This window comes from Paenibacillus praedii (assembly GCF_049725345.1).
Taxonomy (GTDB): domain Bacteria; phylum Bacillota; class Bacilli; order Paenibacillales; family Paenibacillaceae; genus Pristimantibacillus.
On sequence record NZ_JBMWAM010000008.1, the window covers coordinates 58361 to 80945 of the forward strand.

At 47.6% G+C, this 22585-nt stretch carries 18 protein-coding genes; 3 read left to right on the forward strand and 15 right to left on the reverse strand.

Going from position 1 to position 22585, the window contains the following annotated elements:
- Nucleotides 1–103 precede the first annotated feature (103 nt).
- Nucleotides 104–469, forward strand: coding sequence for a c-type cytochrome (locus ACO9K6_RS09695; protein WP_424767358.1), 366 nt, complete (start codon nt 104–106; stop codon nt 467–469).
- A 53-nt stretch (nt 470–522) separates the two neighbouring features.
- Here the strand turns inward: ACO9K6_RS09695 and ACO9K6_RS09700 are convergent, their stop codons facing one another.
- The 9 genes from ACO9K6_RS09700 to ACO9K6_RS09740 form a co-directional block, all read right to left on the reverse strand.
- Nucleotides 523–753 (reverse strand): hypothetical protein, encoded by a 231-nt coding sequence (locus ACO9K6_RS09700; protein ID WP_424767359.1) that lies wholly within the window; start codon nt 751–753, stop codon nt 523–525.
- Between the two features lie 51 nt (nt 754–804).
- Nucleotides 805–1203 (reverse strand): holo-ACP synthase, encoded by a 399-nt coding sequence (acpS, locus tag ACO9K6_RS09705; RefSeq protein WP_424767360.1) that lies wholly within the window; start codon nt 1201–1203, stop codon nt 805–807.
- Nucleotides 1204–1724: 521 nt separating this feature from the next.
- On the reverse strand, nt 1725–2534 hold the full coding sequence (gene nadE, locus ACO9K6_RS09710) for an ammonia-dependent NAD(+) synthetase (protein WP_424767361.1): 810 nt from the start codon (nt 2532–2534) through the stop codon (nt 1725–1727).
- Nucleotides 2535–2549: 15 nt separating this feature from the next.
- Nucleotides 2550–2984: a BrxA/BrxB family bacilliredoxin gene (locus tag ACO9K6_RS09715; RefSeq protein WP_424767362.1), complete on the reverse strand. Its 435-nt coding sequence runs from the start codon at nt 2982–2984 to the stop codon at nt 2550–2552.
- Between the two features lie 107 nt (nt 2985–3091).
- Complete coding sequence (locus ACO9K6_RS09720) at nt 3092–3484, reverse strand: DUF3905 domain-containing protein (RefSeq protein ID WP_424767363.1); 393 nt, start codon at nt 3482–3484, stop codon at nt 3092–3094.
- A gap of 18 nt (nt 3485–3502) precedes the next feature.
- On the reverse strand, nt 3503–3643 hold the full coding sequence (locus ACO9K6_RS09725) for a hypothetical protein (RefSeq protein ID WP_424767364.1): 141 nt from the start codon (nt 3641–3643) through the stop codon (nt 3503–3505).
- Nucleotides 3644–3662: 19 nt separating this feature from the next.
- A complete protein-coding gene (locus ACO9K6_RS09730; RefSeq protein WP_424767365.1) occupies nt 3663–3977 on the reverse strand; it encodes a hypothetical protein in 315 nt (104 codons plus the stop codon).
- 306 nt (nt 3978–4283) lie between these two features.
- On the reverse strand, nt 4284–5960 hold the full coding sequence (locus ACO9K6_RS09735; protein ID WP_424767366.1) for an ATP-binding protein: 1677 nt from the start codon (nt 5958–5960) through the stop codon (nt 4284–4286).
- A gap of 122 nt (nt 5961–6082) precedes the next feature.
- Nucleotides 6083–6925, reverse strand: a complete 843-nt coding sequence (locus ACO9K6_RS09740) for an alpha/beta hydrolase (protein WP_424767367.1) — start codon at nt 6923–6925, stop codon at nt 6083–6085.
- A 67-nt stretch (nt 6926–6992) separates the two neighbouring features.
- Between ACO9K6_RS09740 and ACO9K6_RS09745 the strand changes: the two genes are divergently transcribed.
- Nucleotides 6993–8249: a BaiN/RdsA family NAD(P)/FAD-dependent oxidoreductase gene (locus tag ACO9K6_RS09745; protein ID WP_424767368.1), complete on the forward strand. Its 1257-nt coding sequence runs from the start codon at nt 6993–6995 to the stop codon at nt 8247–8249.
- Nucleotides 8250–8315: 66 nt separating this feature from the next.
- Here the strand turns inward: ACO9K6_RS09745 and ACO9K6_RS09750 are convergent, their stop codons facing one another.
- From ACO9K6_RS09750 to xylA, 3 genes are all read right to left on the reverse strand, one after another.
- The gene (locus ACO9K6_RS09750) at nt 8316–8726 is read right to left on the reverse strand and encodes a hypothetical protein (protein ID WP_424767369.1); all 411 of its coding nucleotides are present in this window, start codon (nt 8724–8726) and stop codon (nt 8316–8318) included.
- Between the two features lie 143 nt (nt 8727–8869).
- Complete coding sequence (xylB, locus tag ACO9K6_RS09755; protein ID WP_424767370.1) at nt 8870–10366, reverse strand: xylulokinase; 1497 nt, start codon at nt 10364–10366, stop codon at nt 8870–8872.
- Between the two features lie 20 nt (nt 10367–10386).
- Complete coding sequence (gene xylA / locus ACO9K6_RS09760) at nt 10387–11700, reverse strand: xylose isomerase (protein ID WP_424767371.1); 1314 nt, start codon at nt 11698–11700, stop codon at nt 10387–10389.
- A gap of 178 nt (nt 11701–11878) precedes the next feature.
- On the opposite strand from xylA, the gene ACO9K6_RS09765 reads away from it, so the two are divergent.
- Nucleotides 11879–13069: an ROK family protein gene (locus tag ACO9K6_RS09765; RefSeq protein ID WP_424767372.1), complete on the forward strand. Its 1191-nt coding sequence runs from the start codon at nt 11879–11881 to the stop codon at nt 13067–13069.
- Nucleotides 13070–13219: 150 nt separating this feature from the next.
- Here the strand turns inward: ACO9K6_RS09765 and ACO9K6_RS09770 are convergent, their stop codons facing one another.
- From ACO9K6_RS09770 to ACO9K6_RS09780, 3 genes are all read right to left on the reverse strand, one after another.
- Entirely contained in the window at nt 13220–19678 is a 6459-nt protein-coding gene (locus ACO9K6_RS09770; RefSeq protein WP_424767373.1) for an Athe_2463 domain-containing protein, read from the reverse strand.
- A 17-nt stretch (nt 19679–19695) separates the two neighbouring features.
- Entirely contained in the window at nt 19696–20673 is a 978-nt protein-coding gene (locus ACO9K6_RS09775) for an S-layer homology domain-containing protein (RefSeq protein WP_424767374.1), read from the reverse strand.
- A gap of 276 nt (nt 20674–20949) precedes the next feature.
- Nucleotides 20950–22227, reverse strand: coding sequence for an MFS transporter (locus tag ACO9K6_RS09780; RefSeq protein ID WP_424767375.1), 1278 nt, complete (start codon nt 22225–22227; stop codon nt 20950–20952).
- Between the last annotated feature and the right edge of the window lie 358 nt (nt 22228–22585).

Below are 22585 nucleotides of genomic sequence, written 5' to 3' on the forward strand. Positions count from 1 at the left end.
ATTTCGAGTCCACTAGTACACGTAAAGTTAACCATACTATTATACGGACTATTAATATAAATTCATATGGAAGTGTTGTGAAAGGGCAGAAAGCGAGGTTGAAATGATAAAACATCGTGATTTCATATTTGTTCCTCGGTTATTAGGTAGAAGTGTCCGATTAGCCGCTTGCACCGGGCTGCTGCTCGCTTTGACAGGCTGCGGAGGCGTCAAGGAAAGCGCAATCGCTCTCGACGGCCCTGCAGAGGTGATGACGATTTATAAAGCCAATTGCGTAAACTGCCACGGCAGCGAGCTGCAGGGGAGAGTCGGATCCATCACGAATTTGCAAAAAATCGGCGCAAAGCTGAGCGCAGCCGACATCATGCGGCAAATCGAAGGAGGAGAAGGCACGATGCCTCCCTTCAAGGATCGCCTTACATCCGAGGAAATTGCCGGATTAGCTGACTGGCTGGCAACGAAAAAATAATGCGCCTAACAAACAAAGGATGTCTGCGCAGACATCCTTTGTTATTTCATGACTTAATAGCCGATATGATGACCGTTATACTTCGGAGATTTATTATAATGGACTGCAGGCTGTCCCCCATAGGTCCAATGCGTATCGCCCATCTGTGGATGTATCGGGAACAGATCACCCTGCACGAGCACCAGGTCATCGCCCCAATCATCCGTGTACAAGCCGTCGTATTCTACCCATTGTCCCGTTTTAAACCGACGCTTCTTTCCCAGCTGCTCTCTCAAAGCCGTCATCCCCTCTCGCCTATGCGCTTGGTATATTACATGCCAAGTATAGGCAAAAGGTTACGATATTATCCGCTCCGCTATAACAAAAGCAGAAGCCAGCTTGCGCTCATGCGTAATCGTGATATGAATGCGCACCGCGCCTTGGTCTAGGCCGAGCCGGCTCCAAGCCGCTTGTGATAAGAAGCATTCCGGCTTGCCGCACTCATCCCGCAATATTTCGATATCTGTAAACCCCATAATATTCCCGATTCCGCAGCCAAAAGCCTTTACGACCGCTTCCTTTGCCGCGAAACGTCCCGCCGTAAACTGATTCAGCCGCTCGCCCGCATATTGTGCGGCAAGCTCCCTTTCTCCGGCTGTCAGCACCCGCTCCAGGAAACGCCTGCTCGTACGGCCCTCCAGCACCTTTGCAATCCTTGTTATATCTGATATATCATGTCCGATGCCGATGATCATGGTAACACCCGCCTTTTCTCTGAAGGTGAGATTAGCAGAAGGTCCGGTTGAAGTCAAGCTTTTACGATGACTCAATAAAGCTCTCAAGCTATGAAGGATAGGTGACTATAAGCTTTTTTCCATCTTAAGCAAGAAGCTTCTCAACTGCTTTGCCAATACTGGCTTGCTTATATAATAGCTTGCAGCTCTACCCATATTTTGATCGAGGCTTGATATGTCTGGCTTGTTGCTCTTGGCCTTATAGGTATCTTCGATAGGTTTTACCCGAATCATAGCATTTCAACAATGAAAGCGATACCACTCATCACTCTAAAAATAAAAGCCACGGGTGCTTCTATTTACTTATTATTATAATAATTATCCATTATTTAGAAAGCCTTTTCGTCATATAATAAGAAAAAATACTGGATGCGGTGTGATACGCAAAAAAAAAGCGAAGAACCCTCTAAAAATAAGGGATCTTCGCTTTTGTACGACTATTGATTTTCCATACGGTCTCCCGCTTCTAGCTTTAGCAGCTGCTAAATGCCTGGAATCGGGGAACGCTTGTGCTCGGTTTTCAAGTATTGCTTCTCAAGCTTCTCGCGCGCTTCCTCGCTGATTTCTTTGCCTTCGAGGTAGTCGCTGTTATCGCCGTAAGTAATGCCCAGCTCATCCTCGTCGGTTTGTCCGTCCCATAGACCTGCAGTTGGCGCTTTGTCGAGGACACTCTGAGGAACGCCGATATGGGCGGCTAATTGACGAACCTGACGCTTATTCAGCGTGCTAAGCGGTGTAATATCTACGGCGCCGTCGCCCCATTTCGTGTAGAAGCCGGTTATCGCCTCGGATGCATGATCAGTGCCCACAACAAGCAGGTTCAGGTCAAAAGCAAGCGCATATTGGGTAACCATACGCGTTCTCGCTTTGATATTGCCTTTGCCGCCGCGGCTCAAATGGCGCGGAATGCCCAGCTTCTTGAAGCCATGCTCTACCTCGATCGCAATCTCGTCTACCGCTTCCCCAATATTCGTCTCCACGGTATGCTGAAGTTGAAAAGCCTCCGCAACCGCGTAGCTGTCCGCAATATCGGACTGCTCGCCATAAGGCTGGAAAACGCCGAGCGTCATATATTCGCGGCCTGACTCAGCGCTAAGCTCATCCGTTGCGCGCTTGCACAGGCCAGCTGCTACTGCGCTGTCGATGCCGCCGCTAATCGCGATCAGCAGCCCGGTGGTCCCCGACTGCTTCACGTATTGCTTCAGAAAATCAACTCTATTGCGGATCTCCGTCTCCGGATCAATTTCCGATTTCACGCCGAGCCGCTCTATAATTTGCTGTTGTAAGCTCATAGGCTGCCTTCCCGACTATCGGCAGAACCGATTGAAAGCGTCGGTCAAGTCAGCAGCTATGTCCGCTGCGGAACGATTCTCAATTTGATGGCGCTCGATAAAGTGAACAAGCTCTCCGTCCTTCATCAATGCGATAGAAGGGGAGGATGGAGGGTAAGGCGCAAAAAACTCACGTGCTTTTGCAGTAGCTTCTTTATCTTGACCAGCAAATACGGTAAACAAATGATCCGGCGTAATGTCATGCTTAAGCGCTTCTGCAACGCCTGGACGAGCTTGACCTGCTGCGCAGCCGCAAACCGAGTTTACAACGACAAGCGCTGTACCTGTTGCAGTTGGCAATGCTTGCTCTACTTCTTCAGGTGTGCGAAGCTCCTGGATACCGATGCGGGTAAGATCATCCCGCATAGGCTGCACCATATCTAACATGTATCGTTCGAATGACATCGACATCGAAACACACTCCTTTAATTACTTTATTTTAGCTACTATTATACCGTCAGGAATCAAAATAAAGCAACCGGAGCAGATTCACTCCGGTTGCTAAATTTCAACTATTCTCATGTATCGTCAGGATCACCGGCGCCATAAGCAGCATTTTTGTCGGGATGCATGAATATACCGCCCTGCGGAGGCAGTCCCTTCTCGAAGATATCTCGGTTCTCAGCCGTCTGAAAGCCAACGTCCTTGAACGGATGCACCCATTCCTCCCCGGCCATCACAGCCGGGTCCGTCTCCGTGCTCCATTGCGACAAAGGCGAGTCCGCTGACTCATACTTGTGATCGCCAATGATAACCCCATAATTATTCACAAATGGCGCCCGGCTGCCTCGCCCTTCCCGAAACTGAGGCAAAAACGCAATTTCATAAGGATCCAGCGCCGGATCGCCTGTAGGCAGCATGTCTTTAGACAGCGCTTTTTTGTCTGCGCTATTGTTAGCCTTATCAGTCAATTGAACACCTCCTTACCGCTATGTAGAAGGTCGATTAGGCCCATCCAGCTTTTTGTCGAAGCCCTCTGTTTCTGGCGCCTTTCCTTTGCCAGCCGCATTTCTCGCCGCTTGCCGAGCCTGCTCCTCTGAGCTGCCTTGCTGCCCTTTGTTCTGTGTCATAGGTGTATCCTCCTTCCTATTAAGACTTCTGCCGCCTTCGACCTGCAGCTTTCTCTCTCCTATGGTAGTATGCACTAACGCTGAACGGATTATGTTTTAGATCCATTGATTTCTTCTTTTCCTCACCGATGAAATATTTCTTCCCGGTTACTCGTTCCAGTTCTTCGAGCATCGAACGTTTCAGATCGATGGCGTTTTCCTTGCCTCTTTCCTTTGCCCTACCACCCTCAAACGTCTGTAATACACTGGTGAATTCTTGGAAAAACAAAAAACGCAGGAAGCCTAGGCCCTGCGTTTTTGCCGCTTGTATCAATACCATCAACCCGTTCTGCATTCAATTGCTTCTTTGCCGTCTTTTTAATCTCATTTTCTTCTTTGTTGTGTAATGTAATACAAGATTCCAATGACCGCGCATAGTTGTATGATTATAATATAGGTGGCTGCAAGAATCATTTGTTCATCATTTGTAGAACCAACCAAATTCAACATGATGTAATACAGAACAGCAGACGCAATGAAGGAAATACAGAAAGTCAAAAATATATATTTCATGGAACCTCCTATTTGTCAGTTGCGCACAGAATGATCCTTTCCTCTCTACGATAAATGGTTTCACCGTTTTATTGCATAATTTTTTTCCTCAGCCTGCATTAGCCGCTCTCTCCTGCCTCAAGAGGAAGCTAATGACAAAGGTTGTACCTTCGCCCTCTTTGGATTCCACGTCGATTCTGCCATTGTGACGTTCGACAATGCTTAAGCACAACGGTAGTCCCAGCCCTGTCCCGCGTGTCTTCGTCGTAAAAAACGGTTCGAACAAATGCTTCATCTGTTCCGGCGAAATGCCTACTCCTGAATCGGCAATACGAAGCTCGATTTTGTCGTTTAAGTATCGGGTGCTGATTCGCAAAATACCCTTGTCGCCCATTGCCTCCATCCCATTGCGTGCCAGATTAAGCAATAGCTGCTTAATTTCTCTGTCGTTCAACATGATTAGCGGCAGCTCTTCGCTAAAGCTTACTTCAATTGTCTGCCCCCGCAAATTCGCATCGGCGTTCAGAAGCGGAACAAGCTCATTAATAATTGTATTCAGCGATAACCGCTCCATTGTGAGCGCTCTATTTTGGGCAAGCGACAAAAAATCGCTAATAATCATATTAGCGCGATCAAGCTCTTCCATCACAATTCGAAAATATTCCTGCTGGCTGCTCGGACTTCTCTCCTGAATCAGCTGAACAAAGCCGCGTATGACAGCCATTGGATTTCGAATTTCATGCGTAATGCTTGCCGCCATCTGACCAACAAGGCTAAGCCTCTCCATGCGTCCTACTTCATTTCTGAGCTGGCTTACCTCGGTTACGTCATGCGCTATTAAAGCTGCACCCGCAATCTCATTACTAACCAAGCCTCGAAGCGAGAAGGTTGTTTTTAGCAGCGTTTTTTCACCATCGGTGAATGGGACAAGGGCTGTCTTCGTCCCCTTCAGCGCCTGATGAAGCATGCTGACGCAAGCAGCGCCATGATCTAGCGTAAATACTTCCTGGTAGGAAGATCCTACCAGCTGTTTTCCTTCGCTATATTCAGATTTCAGGTTAAGCAGCATAGTAGCTAACTCATTAAAATGTGTGATTCTGCCCTCACGATCTACCAGAATGACGGCGAAGGTGGTCTCATCAATAAACTGCTGCAGTTTCTCCACTTCTTTGCGATAATTTGCTGATACGCGTCTAACCTCATCATGAAGCTGCTGTTTCTCCCTTACGCTCTCAATCATGAAAATGCACAGCCAGGTTGCCGTCAAGACAGCCGATACCGCCAGAATAAGTATCAGTGTCATATTGATGTTCCATGTCACATCTCTCCATGTATTGAAGCCAGTAAATATCACAACGAAATAAAGCAAAATGACTGACATGAGAAGCAGAACGCTTCGTTCCTTACGAAGTGCGGAAGCTCGTTGGAATGGACGAATCGCAGCCCATATAAGAGGTATACACCCAATGAATAACAAAAGGAAGCTAATCGTTTCCCAACTGCTGTCAAGCATGGGGATTCGCATCCCGATGTTCAAAAGCGACAATATGGCGAGCGCAGGCTGCCCTCCGTATAATGACCCAATTAAATACGGTATAATTCTGAAATCCAGTTCATAACCAAAAAAATTAGGGGCCGTCAGCATACAAAGCACCATCGAGATACCGCAAAAAACGATCATAAACGACGATGTTCCCTTCCAGCCTTGCTCTTTATCATGCCAAAGCTGAAAGGCGAAGACCGGCATCAAGGATAAAATAAATTGTAACAGCAATTCCTTCAACACGGACGATCGGCTCCCCCTACTCGCGTTTCGAATGCATGCCACATGTGTAGTATCTCTGTTGTCTTACACCGATATCTCGTCTCTTAAACTATTAATTCGATTAAAACATAAACGACATGTTTTTACAATTGTCTCTCTAACCAATCTATTATTTCCAAAATGGCCTGTTCGCCTTGGACATCATTATGAAGCTCGTGGTAGCCGCCCTCCCATAACCTCCATTCGCACTGACGGCCTAGCCGATCGGCCAATTGGCGGCTTGCTTCAAATGAAGTAATTCTGTCCGTAGAGCCGTGAAGGAGCAGCATCGGCACCTGGAGACGATCTGCATGAGCGAGTGCCCATTCGCCTCCGGCTCCGACTTCAATATAGGTTCGAAGCGTAGTATTCGTATGGGAAAAAGGATCGTCCTTAATCGGAGATGCCTTCGCATAGCCTGGCCGGAATAAATCCTCTGGCTTCAGGCCGGTTTGCAGCTGTAACATCGGCATCCATTTCACGAGCCTTCGGCCGATCCAATCCATCCCCTGGTTTGGCTTGAACGCCAGCCGCAGCCACGGACTTGTAAGGATCAGTCCTCTAATCGGCGGCTTGAAACGCAGCGCACAGTTCAGAGCCACATTCCCGCCCATGCTGTGACCGTACAGAAAGACAGGCACGCCAGGATGCCTCTGGCCCGCAGCTTCTATGATGCGAGCCGCGTCACTCGCTGCCGCTTCCAACGAAAGCAGATGGCCGCGTTTGCCCGATGAGCGCCCATGGCCATGCTGATCAAATGCGATCAGCGCAAAGCCCGCCTCCGTCATATGCTCGGCTACATGACCATAACGGTCGCCATGCTCTCCCAACCCATGCAAGAGGCATACCACCGCCCTCACCTCACGATCCAGCGGCCTCCATTCTCTAACAAATAACACGGCATCCTCAGTTCCGCTAAATTCCCATTCTTTCCGTTGCATTTGCATAAAAACACCGCCTTTCTTTTGTGGTATGATATTCTTACTACTAATATAGCAGGTCAGGTGGATATGGATGCAATATGATGCAATTGTAATTGGCGGAGGCTCCGCTGGATTAATGGCCAGCATTGCCGCCAGCAAGCATGGAGCAAACGTGCTGCTGCTTGATAAAGGTGATAAATTAGGCCGCAAGCTCGGCATTTCGGGCGGCGGCAGATGTAATGTAACGAATAACAAGGAGCTGGACGAGCTAATCCGTCATATTCCCGGCAACGGGCGGTTTCTGCACAGCAGCTTCTCTAACTTCAATAACAAAGATATTATTTCTTTCTTTGAGAAGCTTGGCATTGCGTTGAAGGAAGAGGATAACGGACGCATGTTCCCGGTGTCCGACAAAGCCAAAACGGTAGTCGACACACTCATCAATCAAGTTCGCAAGCAAGGTGTAAAGATTATGCTGAATGCTCCCGTTGATCATATGATGTTTTCGAATGGAAAAGTCGCGGGGGTCCGCTTAAAATCAGGCGATATTTATAGAGCAGAAAGCGTTATTGTTGCTGTAGGCGGCAAATCCGTACCGCAGACCGGATCTACCGGCGACGGCTATGCCTGGGCCGAGAAAGCAGGACATACGATAACCGAGCTGTTCCCGACTGAGGTGCCGCTGACCTCGAACGAGCCTTTCATAACGAGCAAGGAGCTGCAAGGACTCTCTCTTAGAGATGTCACCCTCTCCGTCTGGAGCCCGAAAGGGAAGAAGCTGATCGAGCACCGGGGCGACATGCTCTTCACCCACTTCGGTATATCCGGCCCTATCGCGCTCAGGTGCAGCCAATTTGTCGTAAAAGCCTTGAAGCAATTCGCCGCTGGCAACATAGAGGCAGCCGTTGATTTAATGCCGGATAAGAGCAAGGACGAGGTTTATCTCGAGACGCTTAGACTTGCAGAGCTTGATGCCAAGAAGACAATTAAAAATGTGTTGAAGAGCTATTTGCCCGAGAAAATGATACCAATCCTTCTTCAGAAATCCGGTTTGCCGGAGCACCTTACTTACGATAATATTCCAAAGCAGGACTGGTTAGCGCTGTCGTTGCTGATCAAGCATTTTCCAATTAGAGTTTATGGCACATTATCAATTGAGGATGCGTTCGTAACTGGAGGCGGTATTAATCTGAAGGAAATAGATCCGAAGACGATGCAATCGAAGCTGATGGATGGACTGTATTTTTGCGGGGAAATTCTTGATATACATGGCTACACCGGCGGCTACAATATTACGGCAGCCTTCTCAACAGGTTACACCGCTGGCCAGCACGCCGTGCAGAAATAAGACGAGGCTGTTCTGATGTCAATTGACAAAGGGACAGCCTCATTGTGTTTTTATGCTCCTGCTGCCCTAAATATGCACATCACCAGAGAAACGGTCATACGTCCCCGAATCAGGTAAAAACTCATCCTGGTTTTCATCATCTTCATCACGATTATGCAGGCCTTCCTGCTCCTCAGGCCCGCCAAAGTTTGACAGCCAATCCTCGTTGACCATATGTGCCGGGATCGGTATCGCATCCAGCGCATAGGCACTGTCCGTCAGCGTATTGTCTGCGATTTGAGTCTGCTCGACAAGCTGTCCGCCATGCGATTGTGCAATTTCGAGCGCCGAGGTCAGGTCACTGCCCGCCAAATGCACATGCATGCGGCTTCCATCATGGAGAACGGTCTCATAACCAAGCTCCTGAAGCGTCTCGCAGGCAAGCGCAGCACTCTGGGCATCATTAAAGTCAAACAGCAGCGCAGAATTATAAGACATCTCTACTCCTCCTTTCAGCTTTTTGTATAGCATGCCAAATTTGGCGAAAATCATGTTAAGCGTATTGAACACGGCGTCTAAATAATAGAAAAAGAGCTGTCGCCCTCCCGAGAGGATAACAGCTCTTTCTTTCTATAGGGGGATTAACCGCGATAAGGCGCAATCGCCTCATTCAGACTGCGTGTTTGCTCATAAACCTGCTGGTACACTTTAAAAATGCCTTCATACGCTGCCACTGCTTCAGGCTGCGGCTTATAGGAATCCGCATGCTTCACGAATTTGTCCGCGCATGCTTCGAGGCTGTCGAACCAGCCAGCACCATAAGCAGCTAGCATTGCGGCGCCAAGACCTGGCCCCTGCTCGTTCTCGAGCGCCACGACAGTCGCGTTGAAAATATCCGCCTGCATTTGCAGCCAAACCGGATTTTGCGCGCCTCCCCCGATCGATATAATAGTATCGACCGTCTTTCCGGCACGGCGGAACATATCAACCGACTCGTTGAGCGAGAAGGTGATGCCCTCCATTACCGCGCGCGCAAAGTGGATACGTTCATGCGAGCCGTCTACACCAATGAAGCTTGCGCGGATGACGGAGTCGGCATGCGGCGTACGCTCGCCTACGAGGTAAGGCGTAAACAGAAGACCGCCTGCTCCAGGCTGTACGTCGCCTACTCCATCGAGCAATTGATCAAAAGACTCGTTCGGCGCGAACGTCTTCTTGAACCAGCTAAGGCTGTAGCCAGCTGCAAGCGTAACGCCCATGACGTAGAAGGAATCCTCCTTGCCATGGTTGAAGAAATGCACCTTGCCGGCAAAATCCTTCGATTTGTCATTCTCATAGGAGAGAATAACGCCCGAGGTACCGATGCTGCAAAGCGTCAAGCCTTCGGACAATATGCCTGATCCGATCGCTCCGCATGCATTATCCGCTCCGCCGGCGAATACCTTTGTCGAAGCAGGCAGGCCAGCGCGCTCAGAAATATTCGGCAGTATTGTTCCAACGAGACCGTGCGACTCTACCAGTGGAGGGCAGAAGCCAGCCGGAAGCTCGAACGCTTTCAGCACGTCTTCGCTCCATTTCTTGCCCGCCACATCCAGCAGCAGTGTTCCTGCCGCATCGGAATAGTCCATATGAAGCTCGCCGGTAAGACGGTAACGCAGGTAATCCTTTGGAAGTAGGAACAGCTTTGCCTTCGCGAAAGCTTCCGGCTCATGCTTGCGTACCCATAATATCTTCGGAAGCGTGAAGCCCTCTAAAGCAGGATTGCGCGTAATGCTTAGCAGCTTATCGCCAAGCGTATGCTCGATTTCGCGGCATTGCTCGGTCGTGCGGGTATCGTTCCACAATATCGCATTGCGGACCGGATTACCTTCGCTATCCAGCAGCACAAGACCGTGCATCTGACCGGAAAAGCTGATCCCTTCGATAGTTGCGGTGTTAATACCTGCTGTTGAAGCAAGCTCTCTTAATGCTTCAATTGTAGCACCCACCCAGTCATCCGACCTTTGCTCGCTCCAGCCGGAATGCTCGTGGAACAGGGGGTAGCTGCGCGATGCTTCTGCAGCTACCGTACCATTACGGTCAACGAGCAGCGCTTTGACCGCGCTCGTTCCTAAATCTATTCCAATAACGTAGCTCATTTCGTACAGAACCTCCTAACTTAAACGCTGAAAATAACTTCGCTAAGCATGAGGCGGATACGCTCTTGGCGTCCGGACTCGTTCTTGATCGCGTTGTTTTGAAGCGCATATTGCTCAAGCGATGCAAGCGTCGCTTTGCCGGACACGATTTCCGCGCCGATGCCCTCTTTGAAGCTGCGGTAGCGGTTATCAACGATATTATCCAAAATTTTCTCGTCGATCAATTTCGCTGCCGCTTTTAGTCCCCAAGCGAAGCTGTCCATACCAGCAATATGAGCAAGGAACAAATCATCTGCCTCGAATGAAGCACGGCGAACCTTCGCATCGAAGTTCACGCCGCCGCGGCCGATGCCGCCAGCTTTAAGCACTTCAAACATAGTCAGTGTAGTCGAGTAAAGGTCTGTAGGGAACTCATCTGTATCCCAGCCAAGAAGCAGGTCGCCTTGGTTCGCATCAAGAGATCCCAGCATGCCGTTAATTGCTGCCGTGCGAATTTCGTGCTCGAACGTATGACCAGCAAGCGTGGCATGGTTCGCTTCAAGATTCAGCTTGAAGTGGTCCTTCAAGCCATATTTTTGCAAGAAAGAAATCGTTGTAGCCGCATCGTAGTCGTATTGGTGCTTCGTTGGCTCCTTTGGCTTAGGCTCGATCAGGAATTGAGCGTCAAAGCCGATTTCCTTCGCGTAAGCGATCGCCATGTGGTATAAACGGGCCAGATTGTCGAGCTCGAAGCCCATATCCGTGTTCAGAAGCGTCTCATAGCCCTCACGGCCGCCCCAGAATACATAGTTTTCTGCGCCAAGCTCTTTACCAACCTCAAGACCTTTTTTCAATTGCGCGCCAGCGTATGCATAGACATCGGCGTTGCAAGTCGTTCCAGCACCGTGTACGAAACGTGGGTTCGAGAACATATTAACCGTGTTCCAAAGCAGCTTTTTGCCGGAGGCTTTCATATTGTCCTTCAGCATAGCTACGATGACATCAAGGTTTTTATTCGTTTCTTGCAAGGTGTCTCCTTCTGGCGCAATGTCCACATCGTGAAAGGCGTAGAAAGGAACATTCAATTTGTTCAGAAATTCGAAGTTGGCTTCAACGCGCGCTTTCGCGCGGTCAAGGCCGCTATATTGATCCCATCCGCGAACCATTGTGGCTGTACCGAACGGGTCTGTACCATTAGCGTTAAACGTATGCCAGTAAGCAACCGCGAAGCGAAGATGCTCTTCCATTGTTTTGCCCAAAACGACTTGCTTTGGATCGTAGTGCTTAAATGCAAAAGGATTGTCCGAGCCTTTACCTTCAAATTGGATTGCGCCGATGTTTTTGAAATAACTCATAATAACATAATCCTCCTTCACGGAATTCGATAATTTTATTAGTTTTACAAGACCGAATAAGTTATGTAAGCGATCTTATAGTGACAGAATAACACGAGAAAACTTAGTTTGTCTACTAAACAAACTAAGTTTTTTATGATAAAGTAGAGAAATCATATCCATGCTATAATGTTCGTTAATGCGACTGGACGGAGGCCTTCTTTTGAAATTAAAAACAACCGGAGATTTAGCGCTAATCAAAAAAATGAACACTTCCATCGTGCTTGAAGCGGTGATTAAGCATGCTCCGCTGTCGCGGGCGCAAATATCCGAGCTTACCGGACTTAATAAAGCGACCGTGTCCAGTCTTGTTCAAGACCTAATTGACAGCGACCTCGTGCTCGAAATCGGACCTGGGCAATCGAGCGGCGGGCGCAAGCCGGTAATGCTCCTCTTTAAAGGAACAGCAGGCTATGCGATCGGCATCGATCTGGGCGTTAACTATATACGTGGTCAGCTTGTAGACTTGGAGGGCAATGTTATTGCGGAGCAGCAACGCAGCTTGAAGCAGCATGACGCGGCGTTTGCGCTAGAGCAGCTGTCTGAGTGTATTGAACGCTTGATGAACGGAGCGCCTGAAAGCTCCTATGGCATCGTCGGCATCGGCGTCGGGGTGCCGGGTATTGTAGATGATCGCGGCGCTATTCTGTTTGCTCCGAATCTGAGATGGCGAAATATAGAGCTGCAGCGGCAGCTGGAGGAACGCTTCGGCGTGCCGGTTACGATCGACAACGAAGCGAACGCTGGCGCGCAGGGCGAGCAGAAGTACGGTGCCGGCCGCGGAATTCCGAATCAAATTTACGTTAGCGTCGGGATCGGAATCGGGACCGGGATTATTTTAAACAAGGAGCTTTATAAAGGGGCATCCGGCTTCTCGGGCGAGCTGGGACATCTGTCGATCGAGTATGACGGGAAGCCGTGCAGCTGTGGCAACCGGGGCTGCTGGGAGCTTTATGCATCGGAAAATGCGCTGCTTGAGCAGGCTGTGGAGCTTGGTTTCGACAGTCTGGAAGGGCTCTTGGACGCCGCTTCGGCCGGCGATGAGCGCGTGCGGGAGCTCATCCGGTCAATCGGAGACTATTTAGGCGCTGGAATTGCAAATATCGTCAACGTGTTCAATCCGAACGTTGTCATCATCGGCAACCGGATGAGCCTTGCCGCGCCGTGGCTTGAGCCTGCTGTACAGGCCGCAGTCGATCGGCGCACGCTGCCGTATCACCGCGAGCGGATGCAAATTATGTTCGCCGAGCTGCAGGAGCAATCGGCCGTTCGAGGCGCGGCGTATTACGCGATCAGCAAGTTTTTTGTGAAGATCAAGAGTGGGCAGTGATTTATGAAATGTACGGCTCCACTGAACCATCAGAATGATATACTTTTATAGTTACAAAAATCGAAACGTCTCCTGCTTACCACTAATACAAAAAATGAGGCAGGCTCGAATGGGAATGAGCCAAGCCTCGTTTTTTTCTTCTTACAACCCTTATTGAACCCTGTGTACGCCTACGATTTCTAACGTCTGGCCATCGATCGTCACTTCAGCAATCACTGTTCTGACCGTTCCGTTATTGTAGTAAGCCGTGAAAGTAAAGGTAAGCCTTCCCCTTGCCAGCTGCGTAAAAGAAGCATCCCACAGCTCGCCGCTCCAGCTTGTTTTAGAAGAGCTTGCCGGAACTAACGATGCTGTGTAAGCGCCCATTTGCACCTCAACCCGGTCCGCTTTTGTAGCCGTTCCCGTTAGAGTCGTATCCGCTACGAGTACAAACTTCTCTCCAGCCCAGAATACCGAAAAACCGCGCGGAGAATTCTCATCTCCTGATGTTTTCAAATTATAGGCTTTGCGGTGCTGATCCCACAGCTCGGTATGCATCACATATCCTGCAACCCCGAGTGAGCGCACCTGTACCGATTTGGTCACGACAACCGGATCGGCAATGCCGTCGCTTACCGTCAAACGCATGCTCCATATTCCTGTCTCGGACATCCTTAATGATGGTCCTCTGACCGGATAATCCGGGCCATTTAACGTATAGGAAAAGCTTTTCTTCACTCCTGCAGGGTTCGTCAGCTCATAAGTGACAGCAACCGTACTCCCGTCGGGATCATCCACCTCCGAAGTAAAAGTGACCGTATCCCCTTCATAAATTGGCATTGGCAGCCAATCAAAATCCGCAGTTGGCGGTCGATTCGTGTAGAAATAGATATAGGCATAGCTCCCCTCATTGCCTGCGATATCATCATCCAGAATAGTCAGCCTATATTGCTGTCCCGGAATTAGACCTGTTACCCGATAAGACTGCCTGGTCAGCGCCAGCGGCACACTATACTCGGCTGATCCATCGCCGTTCAGATCGATATTCGTCACGCTCCCGTTCGTGTTCACCTTTTGCAAATAGAAGGTTCTTGAAGCGTGTCCCGACGAGGGCGCAGCATCGCTGAACGCATTGAATGTTACCTTTACAGCCGTCGGCTCAATCTCCAGCTGCTCAACGACATCGGCGGGCTTGATGGTGTCTACGAAGAAAAATCCGTTGCTGGAATACGGCCCCCATGCAAAACGGTCCGCTGCCCTTGCCCTCCAGTAATGCAGCCCTTCCGCAAGAGCGGAAGGCGCATAGCTTGCTAACGCTGTGGCCGTGTTTGTATCTGCTGCCATTGCGCCGTCAACTGCCCGATATACTTCATAATCAATGGCGGTAATCGGGTGATTCTCCGGATCAATGGTAAACACGCGAAGAAGCGGCCGGTTGCTGTTCGTATAAATCGGATTGGTGGCATCCAGACCGTTATAGGAGAGCAAGTGGGTGTTAGGAGCACGGTTTATTAGAAAATAACGAATATTGCTTAGATTAGACCATACGCCCTTAGAGTAGACTTGGCCTTGCACCCGTACTACCCGTCCGGGAACGATACTGTTAGGCAGCATGGCATAATTTAACGCTGCGCCTTCGTGTTCAATATGAAGGGCAATTTCATTCGTGTCCACATAGGTAAATGTTAAACGATACATCTCCTGCGGATCGTTCTCTGCATCTGCATAGGTCCATGTAATCGTTGGCTCTTTTATTAAAACGGTTGGTGTGGTTGCAGTCGTTCCACCAGGATACGTAATGGTCATAACTGGCTTAATTTGGTTGATTGGCGGCAACGAATCCTTGTACACGATACTCTGTCCCCAATACGACCATGCGCCATGTATATCCCTTACTTGCTCCTGCACGATCAGCTCTACACCAGGGCGATTATAGAATTGCCGTTTGCCTGTTGTCCAAGTCGTTTCGTCTGCCCAGCGTGTGCGGAACAGCCTGTCCGAAAGAATATGCGCAATATCCGGATCGTAGGAAGCGTCATGCGTTTCATAATCGAGCGCTTCACCTTCCGCGAAAACTCTTCCAGTAAAGCGAACATCCGGCATCGCAACTGGTCTTCGATGAACATAGAGCAGCTTTTCTACGGGCTCCGACCATTTACGATAAGCAGGCAATCCAGGATTATCTTCTGCTTTAAACGTAATCGAGTACACGCCTGGCTTTTCGAGTGCATTGATCGTGCTGCTGAAGGATTGGCCATGATACATGCTTAACCCTTCCGGATTTTCAAAGAAGTTTGGATTATGGCTGTAGCTCCATTGCTCTGCTGCCATCAGGTCACTCTCAATATCCTTGAAGATTTTATCGTAGAGAACTGGATCATTGACGAGAACCGATTCGTAAACCTCTTCTGTGTACGTATCGCCATAATTATTTTTCTTTACCTTGCTGAAGGTTGCTTGCGGCTGGCCCAAGGACATAATCCCTGCTGCTCCCTTTAGAAAAGTTGTGTCTACTGCTTCAAGCTTTTTCACATTGTTGATAAACACTCGTAAAGTCCCATTTACCGATTCAACCTTTACTGTATAAGGTGTGAATGAAGCTCGTGGCTGTGTAATGGATTTCAGTTCTGTTTTTAAACCATTAACAACTCGGAATAAAATTAATTTGTTTTTTTCCCACTCTACCGAGTACATGTTCTTTTCGTTTTGAATGTTCAACGCTGTTCCTATTGTTTTGGCGTTTTCAAGGTTATTCACGCTAACATCAAACTCAAAATTATAGTTCTTCATGACGCTGCCAGCGTCATAGAGAAGTCCTGCCCAATGATCATCCACAATCTCTACCGATTCAGGATCAATTACTTTAGGATATACACTCGATGTCCCATTTAAGGCCGTTGGAGAAACAAAAGGAACGACTGTATTATTATTATTCACCCTATAAAAGAAATAAAGCGATCCATCTGGCAAGATAGATGAGCTTGTCATATTCGTCGAATTCGACCATCCGCCTCCAGAGGTGTTCGGATATGTTTTACTCACTACGGTCCTGATATAGTTGGTGCTTGTCCCCCCTGCCCACACCGTACTCGTTAATGCCGCATACAAATTTCCATTATCATAGAAGCCCATAGTTGGAAATGCGATTCGGCCATTTGGCAGTTGATAAAGACGATAGTTGCCTGCTTTGTTGCCATTTGTGTTTTGGCCCTGTATCGGAGATCCTTCATGGTTAAAGAGATAGTCGCCGTAATTTACTTTCGTCGTAGCGTACACCGATCCATCAGGACGAACGATCGGTGTTGCAATTCCGAATCTATCATCATTATCAAAAAGTAAAGATCCTGCATCCCAAGTTTCCATATTAGCGCTGCGATGTAAGCTTAGGCTCGTGTCAGTAGTGCGTATCGTAGTCAGCTTGGATGAAAATCTTTTATTATTGGACGATTGTGCAGAGGTTGCCACGTAAATAAATTGACCGTCATTGGATACGACAGGATAAGAAACATCTGTGGCGCCGCCTATATCAATATAACTGATGACACCGTTATTTCTTGCTCTGACGACCCAGCCGGTATCGGGACCGTACACACCTTCAGTTGCGCTATACGAAGCTACCAGATCGCCGTTCGTATTTATGGTCGCTTTTAATTGCTCATAGAACAAAGGCGCATAAACCTCTAATGCTCCGGGTGAATTCCATACTACAGCCCGATTCAATAAATCATATTTCACAAAAAGCAGTTGAATATACGAATCGATGCGAATCGATGCGATAACATACAAGTATCTCCCGTCTGCCGATACCTCGCTGTAACGCAGGCCCGGATTCGAGCTGAAAGGCAGTGTATGCGTTTGTGTTGATTCGCCATTTTTATTTATGACTTTGACTTCGAGACTAGAAGCAGTGGATAAAAAGTAATAAAAATTTTCTTTTTTATCGATTTGTCTATAGGTATACCCCTCTTTGTTGATCACAAAACTCCTATTCGCTGCACCGGTCACGGCATTTCGTTCAGTGATGGTATCGCTTGCCGTACTCTCGCTGATCGTGTACATTCTATGCCCTGCAAAGACAGCTTCAATGAGCTTGTCGGGACTTCGCCAAAGGTTTTGAGGCGTTAGATCCGAAGCCTGATCATAAAGCGATCGCGCATTAGAGCCTTGCCCCATATTGGGATAACTAATTTTAAAATCTGCTAAAATGGCGTTTTTAGTGGAAATGGCATTCGAATCCGCCTTCCAGCCAATTTTGCTTGCTGTGCCGCCGATATACGGTTTTTTTGCAGTCCAAGAACGAAAAATGGATTCAGGAGTATAGGCAGTAATAGGGGGTGCGCTATCCTCTCCTTGATCCGGCTGCTGAATGACACCAGAGACATTAAAATTCGTCTGTGGCGCATGGTTTAGGATGTTGGTTACAACAGGGGGTGAATTCCCTTGCTGTCCGTAGTGCTCAGTAACGGTTGCTTTGTACTGGCGCTTGCCGACTGTAGGATAATTCTCGATTTTATGCGTCCACTTAAAATCGCCATCATATAGCGTTGTCCAAGCCTCTTCATCAAAATTACCATCATCGTCTTGATCGTAACGTTCTTCTAGCAGCAAGTGCTGCAGGATGTCACCGTCAGGACTATCGGCTTGCATATAAAGCGTTAAAAAGCTGTTCCGATAAGCTTCTTCAGGAGCAATTACAGTAAGCGTTGGCGGCAAGTCAGGAACAACCTCCATTTGGAGTGTACCCCACTCACTAATACGCCCTTCCGAATCGTGTACCTTGCCTTCGATGCTGTACTTGCCAAGTTCCATCGGAGCTTTATCTGGCCAAGCAGCGGTATATGTATGATTCGATATTAGTTTGTGGCGGATCTCTGATTTTGTAAAATCAATGGTTACGCCGCGGTCTGCGAGTGGTGTGTATGAGTTAAGCAAATGATGTGGAAACGGAAAATCCCTTCCTTGTATAACCCGTGTTATACCCGTGACAACCGCTACTGGTTTAGGGTCAATAACCTCTAAATAAGCGGTTTCCTTGCCTGTCAGCGCTCCATTATAGCCCGTAAACTCCGCTCTATAAATACCAGGCTCTGTAAATGTAATATCAGGATAAGCAAAATCAGTTCGATTTGATAATACGTCTTCCAGGTTTCCACTGAATACCCACGAATGGGTTTCAACACCATCACTATTATTTTTTAATGAAGATTTCTCTCCTGTAATAATGCGGGGTGGATCAAATTCAATGTCTAAGCGAATGGCTGGATCAGGAAGAATAACAACTTCAGGTTCGACCTTAATTTTCAGTTGGGCCCACTCTGACCATCTATTTGCACTGTTCATCACGCGCAGCTTAATGAGATAGTCGCCTGTCTGCACAAAATCAGTCATGCTCGGCTTTCCAGTGGATAATGTACCTTCCGGCGGTGTGTACTGCCATTCTTTCACCGTAATTGCTTCTCCACCTGGGGAGTAAGATAATTCATCATTGAGTTGAGGGTCGGACAAGGGTTGAATTGTAATTTCAGGTTCAGTTCGGTGATCGCCATCGAAGTGGCTAATAATTGCGATGGGGGAGGTTGGTTCGTTTTTTCTGTTAAATGCGATTTGAAAGGGCTTGGTGTTGTTATCTTCGTTTGACTCTTTGACGGCTAGGCCGAAGTCTGTCATGGCTATGAAACTTTTTATTCCCGTTGTGTTGGACGTGACATTGACAGTAACAGTCTTGATTTGATTTGGAGGCAAATTGGTGATTACTTCTGATTTGATATTGGTTCCTACGATGCCGACAGTGAAGGGGCCGCTGTTTTCTTGGCCTCGATTCTCTGTTGTGATTTTCACAGGTACGGAATCCCCTACCAAAGCATCAGGTGCATTAACTATTGTTTTAATGATAAGGTCGGGTTCTTCCTTTATTTCAATTTTTTTGAGTGGTGGAATAATAAACATTTCGTACCACCAAGAACCGTCAGGCTGCCATATGTTCCACATCTGCACAACGCCCGGACTAAAGTCTGTTGGTCTTTGCTGGATGATCGCGTAGTCAAGTAACGTATCTCCAGTCCAATTTGGATCTTTACGTTTATTATAGCTTTCTAAAAAAGTAGCTGATTCTTTATATGGGTCAACCATTTTTTCAAGCCAGCCTGCTGCTGCTGGATTGCTACTTAAAGCGAATGATGGATCTATGCCTTTTAAAAAACCAGTCACTTCTTTCCATGGTTCTTTAACCCAATTTTTAGCTACATGTAAGGTTGCACGTGAGTCACTCGGGAACATCCAGTTTCTAAAAAGTGAGCCAGTTTCATCCCAGCCAAGATAACGCCATTGCCCCACGCCAGCATTAAAGTCATTTCCAGACAATCTTTCAACTTCTAAAGGAGAACCATAAACAACTGTGGCTTTTCCAATATTACATTTATTAAGTAGAAAGCCAATGTTTAATTCCTTGCTTCCATTTGTTGTTGGAATATCATTTTGCTCTATTAATTTTTGAGCTTTTAAATTTTCAGCTTCGGTAAAAGTACCGGGCATTCCGCAATCTGCTCTCCCAGCAGCATTAATCTCTTTATGAATTGGAATAGATGAGATTAGAAGTACTAAAGTTAAAACAAGTAAGAGGTTTTTTTTCATTGACCGTTGCAACTCGTTCACTCCCCGATCCAAATAACCGCACCTTTATTACTATTTGGTTTATAGGCTTTGAAACTAATACCGTCATACATTGTAGAAATAAAATTTCGGCCTTCTACAAACTTCATTCCATCAACCTTGATATAACTACTGTATGCTTTTTCATAAGATTTTGGATAATAGTTTTTTAGAATGTCTTTAACTAAAGCTTTATTATCTGCGGAAGAATCAAATAGGTTAACGTAAGTTGTGTTCCTAGCAGCGTCATATTCAATTCCAAGAGTGTTATCCTCAAAAACATCTGTACCCTTTTGGTTAATTAACACTATTTGATTCCTTCCATAAGTCGTATTTCCCTTAAAACTAGGAAGCGACTGAATCATTGTATTCAACTGTTCTTTCGTTTTCGGATAAGCCACCGGCTTACCTATCTTCACTGTCAACGTGTTCGAAATCATCACAACCGCCTCAGCACGAGTTGCGTTTTTATCGCCGCCCATCGTGCCGTCTGGGTAGCCCTTCATGATTTCCAGCTGTTTCGCCACAGCCAGATAGCCGGACTTCACGACTTCTGCGTCTTTGCCGAGAGCGCGTATGGTCATGCGAGCGATTTCTTCGCGTGTAATTTTGCGGTTAGGCTCGAAATTGGCATCAGCATATTCGTCAACATTAATAATCGACTGCTTCAAGCCAGTTGCAATGTGGGCACGATACCAGCCGGCATCATCCTCAAACGGCGTATCCGTGTTCTCTACTTTATACTTCAAGGCTACAACCAGCGATTTCAAAAACTCGGCACGAGTTATGTTTTCATTCGGTTTAAAGCTCGTTGCACTGTAGCCATTAATCCAGCCTTGATTAACGGCCTTATCAATATCTGCTTTCGCCCAATGGGACTTCGTATCTGTAAAAGCAGCAGACGAAGCCGTTTGAGCAGTCATTAGCATGGAGACCATCAAGGCTAACATGATAAATATTTTCCCTGTTTTTTTCATTCTAAACCTCTCCCGTTTCAATTTTTCCTGCCTTTACAATTCTTGCAAAAAGCTGCTGTTTCCTTCTTTTGAGTGAGTCTTCTTACATCATTTTCTTATTTTCGACAACATCCCCTTCCACTCCAGCACGCCGCTCCCCCAGCGACACAACCGAAACAACACAAAAAAACACGCCTCTCCCCTCCTGCGAGGGTATAAGCGTGCTTCGCTACACTTCGTTTCAACTAAATAAATGTTACTTCACGACTATTATTCTGTCAATATATACTAGTTAACTTATTTACTCGAACCCATAGCAAGCTCAGAAGAGCAGCCCTCTTCCTCGGATGCTAGCGGCTTATACTTGAACAACGGAATGAGCAGCAGCATGCCTGCAAACATGATTAGTCCGGCTGTGCAATAGATCCCAACAAGCGGGAACACCTTCTTAAGCTGTCCGGCAACGAGCGTCATGATAACCATCGTCCCCATGAACATTGGCGTAAGCACGCCGTTCACCCGTCCAATGAAAGATTCTTTCGTCCATTGCAAAATCATGGTGCTAATTCCGATTTGAATCATCGGGAAACCAAGCCCGCTTATAAACTGGAGCACGAGGGTAAGTGGAATACTCGTTGACAAGCCTACTCCGATCATGCAGAGTGAGCTGAGCAGAAATCCAAGGGCAAGCAGCTTCTGAGGAGGAACCTTTTTGGCTACCGCCATGACAACGCCGCCTCCAACAAGCATCGCCACTCCATTCACCATCAACATGAATTGCAAAAATTCCTTAGGCTGGCCAAGCCGCTCCAATACAATGAACAGGCCTAGCGTTTGCGCAATGCCGACTGCTATCCCGGCTAACGCGAAGGTCGCTCCTAATGATTTCAGCACCGGACTGCGATATACATAACCAAACCCGTCCTTAAGGTCCTTCCAAAACCTCTGATCGGCGGCCTGCTCTGTTCTTTCGACTTCGCGATCTGAAGGAATCCTGAACAATACGACAGCAGATAATAAAAAAGCGACACCCATCACAGCGATAGATATCTCAATGCCGAACCTTTGATACGAAATAACGCCTAACGATGGTCCAAGCACCATAAAGATCGCGATCAGCGATTGGAACATTGCCATTGCCGACTGCAGCTGTTCGGCAGGGATATATTGCTTGAATAGCTTCATCGCCGAAGGCTGTGAGAACTGCGACAAAATAGCTGAAACGAACGTTGCAAAATAAACCATATGCCACGAGCCGTAATGCAGCGTTATAAGTACGACAAACACGGAAATAGCGGATAAAAAATCACACCAAATCATGGTCAAGCGCGGCTTCCAACGGTCCGCAAATGTCCCGCCGATAAATGAAAATATGAATATCGGCAAAAATTCGACAAAGCCCATCAGGCCAATTGCGAACGAATCCTCGTTCGTCTTGTCGGTGACATACATTAGAATCGCGAAGTTACGCACCCAAATCCCGATTTGCAGCAATACATTCGATAACAAAATCGTTTGAAAAAACGTGTTGCGGAACAAGCTCCCGCCCACTCCTTTTATAGCCTCAGCAGACATTGCAAATGGCACTCTCCCCTAGCGTAAACGGCTGACCCCCATTGTTTGCGGCTCAGCACCCGTTTCACCATCGTATTATTGTTCCTGCTATTCCCTGAGAGGAGATGGTAGCCCTTTCGCCATATGGCTGCAGCTTCTCTATCCACTTCTCTTTTAAAACCGCGACCTCCCTATTGTACTGACGCACCATGTCAGCCGGCTTACGCCCTCCGTATCAAAAATATCTTTATAATCATACCGGACCTGATGATCGAATTTAACGGTCTCGAGAACGAGATAATAAAATTTTCGCTACGTTCATGGTGAAAGCTTTCTCCATCCTCGAAACGCCCACCGCAAAAAAAGACAGCCGCCTGCA

Excerpts from the sequence above, each read along its gene's own strand:
- nadE (WP_424767361.1), bottom strand. The coding sequence starts at position 2,534 with ATGAGCTTACAACAGCAAATTATAGAGCGGCTCGGCGTGAAATCGGAA.
- ACO9K6_RS09765 (WP_424767372.1), top strand. The coding sequence starts at position 11,879 with ATGCGACTGGACGGAGGCCTTCTTTTGAAATTAAAAACAACCGGAGAT.
- ACO9K6_RS09740 (WP_424767367.1), bottom strand. The coding sequence starts at position 6,925 with ATGCAAATGCAACGGAAAGAATGGGAATTTAGCGGAACTGAGGATGCC.
- ACO9K6_RS09700 (WP_424767359.1), bottom strand. The coding sequence starts at position 753 with ATGACGGCTTTGAGAGAGCAGCTGGGAAAGAAGCGTCGGTTTAAAACG.
- ACO9K6_RS09750 (WP_424767369.1), bottom strand. The coding sequence starts at position 8,726 with ATGTCTTATAATTCTGCGCTGCTGTTTGACTTTAATGATGCCCAGAGT.
- acpS (WP_424767360.1), bottom strand. The coding sequence starts at position 1,203 with ATGATCATCGGCATCGGACATGATATATCAGATATAACAAGGATTGCA.
- xylA (WP_424767371.1), bottom strand. The coding sequence starts at position 11,700 with ATGAGTTATTTCAAAAACATCGGCGCAATCCAATTTGAAGGTAAAGGC.
- ACO9K6_RS09725 (WP_424767364.1), bottom strand. The coding sequence starts at position 3,643 with ATGACACAGAACAAAGGGCAGCAAGGCAGCTCAGAGGAGCAGGCTCGG.
- ACO9K6_RS09775 (WP_424767374.1), bottom strand. The coding sequence starts at position 20,673 with ATGAAAAAAACAGGGAAAATATTTATCATGTTAGCCTTGATGGTCTCC.
- xylB (WP_424767370.1), bottom strand. The coding sequence starts at position 10,366 with ATGAGCTACGTTATTGGAATAGATTTAGGAACGAGCGCGGTCAAAGCG.
- ACO9K6_RS09730 (WP_424767365.1), bottom strand. The coding sequence starts at position 3,977 with ATGCAGAACGGGTTGATGGTATTGATACAAGCGGCAAAAACGCAGGGC.
- ACO9K6_RS09695 (WP_424767358.1), top strand. The coding sequence starts at position 104 with ATGATAAAACATCGTGATTTCATATTTGTTCCTCGGTTATTAGGTAGA.
- ACO9K6_RS09715 (WP_424767362.1), bottom strand. The coding sequence starts at position 2,984 with ATGTCGATGTCATTCGAACGATACATGTTAGATATGGTGCAGCCTATG.
- ACO9K6_RS09745 (WP_424767368.1), top strand. The coding sequence starts at position 6,993 with ATGCAATATGATGCAATTGTAATTGGCGGAGGCTCCGCTGGATTAATG.
- ACO9K6_RS09770 (WP_424767373.1), bottom strand. The coding sequence starts at position 19,678 with ATGAAAAAAAACCTCTTACTTGTTTTAACTTTAGTACTTCTAATCTCA.
- ACO9K6_RS09780 (WP_424767375.1), bottom strand. The coding sequence starts at position 22,227 with ATGTCTGCTGAGGCTATAAAAGGAGTGGGCGGGAGCTTGTTCCGCAAC.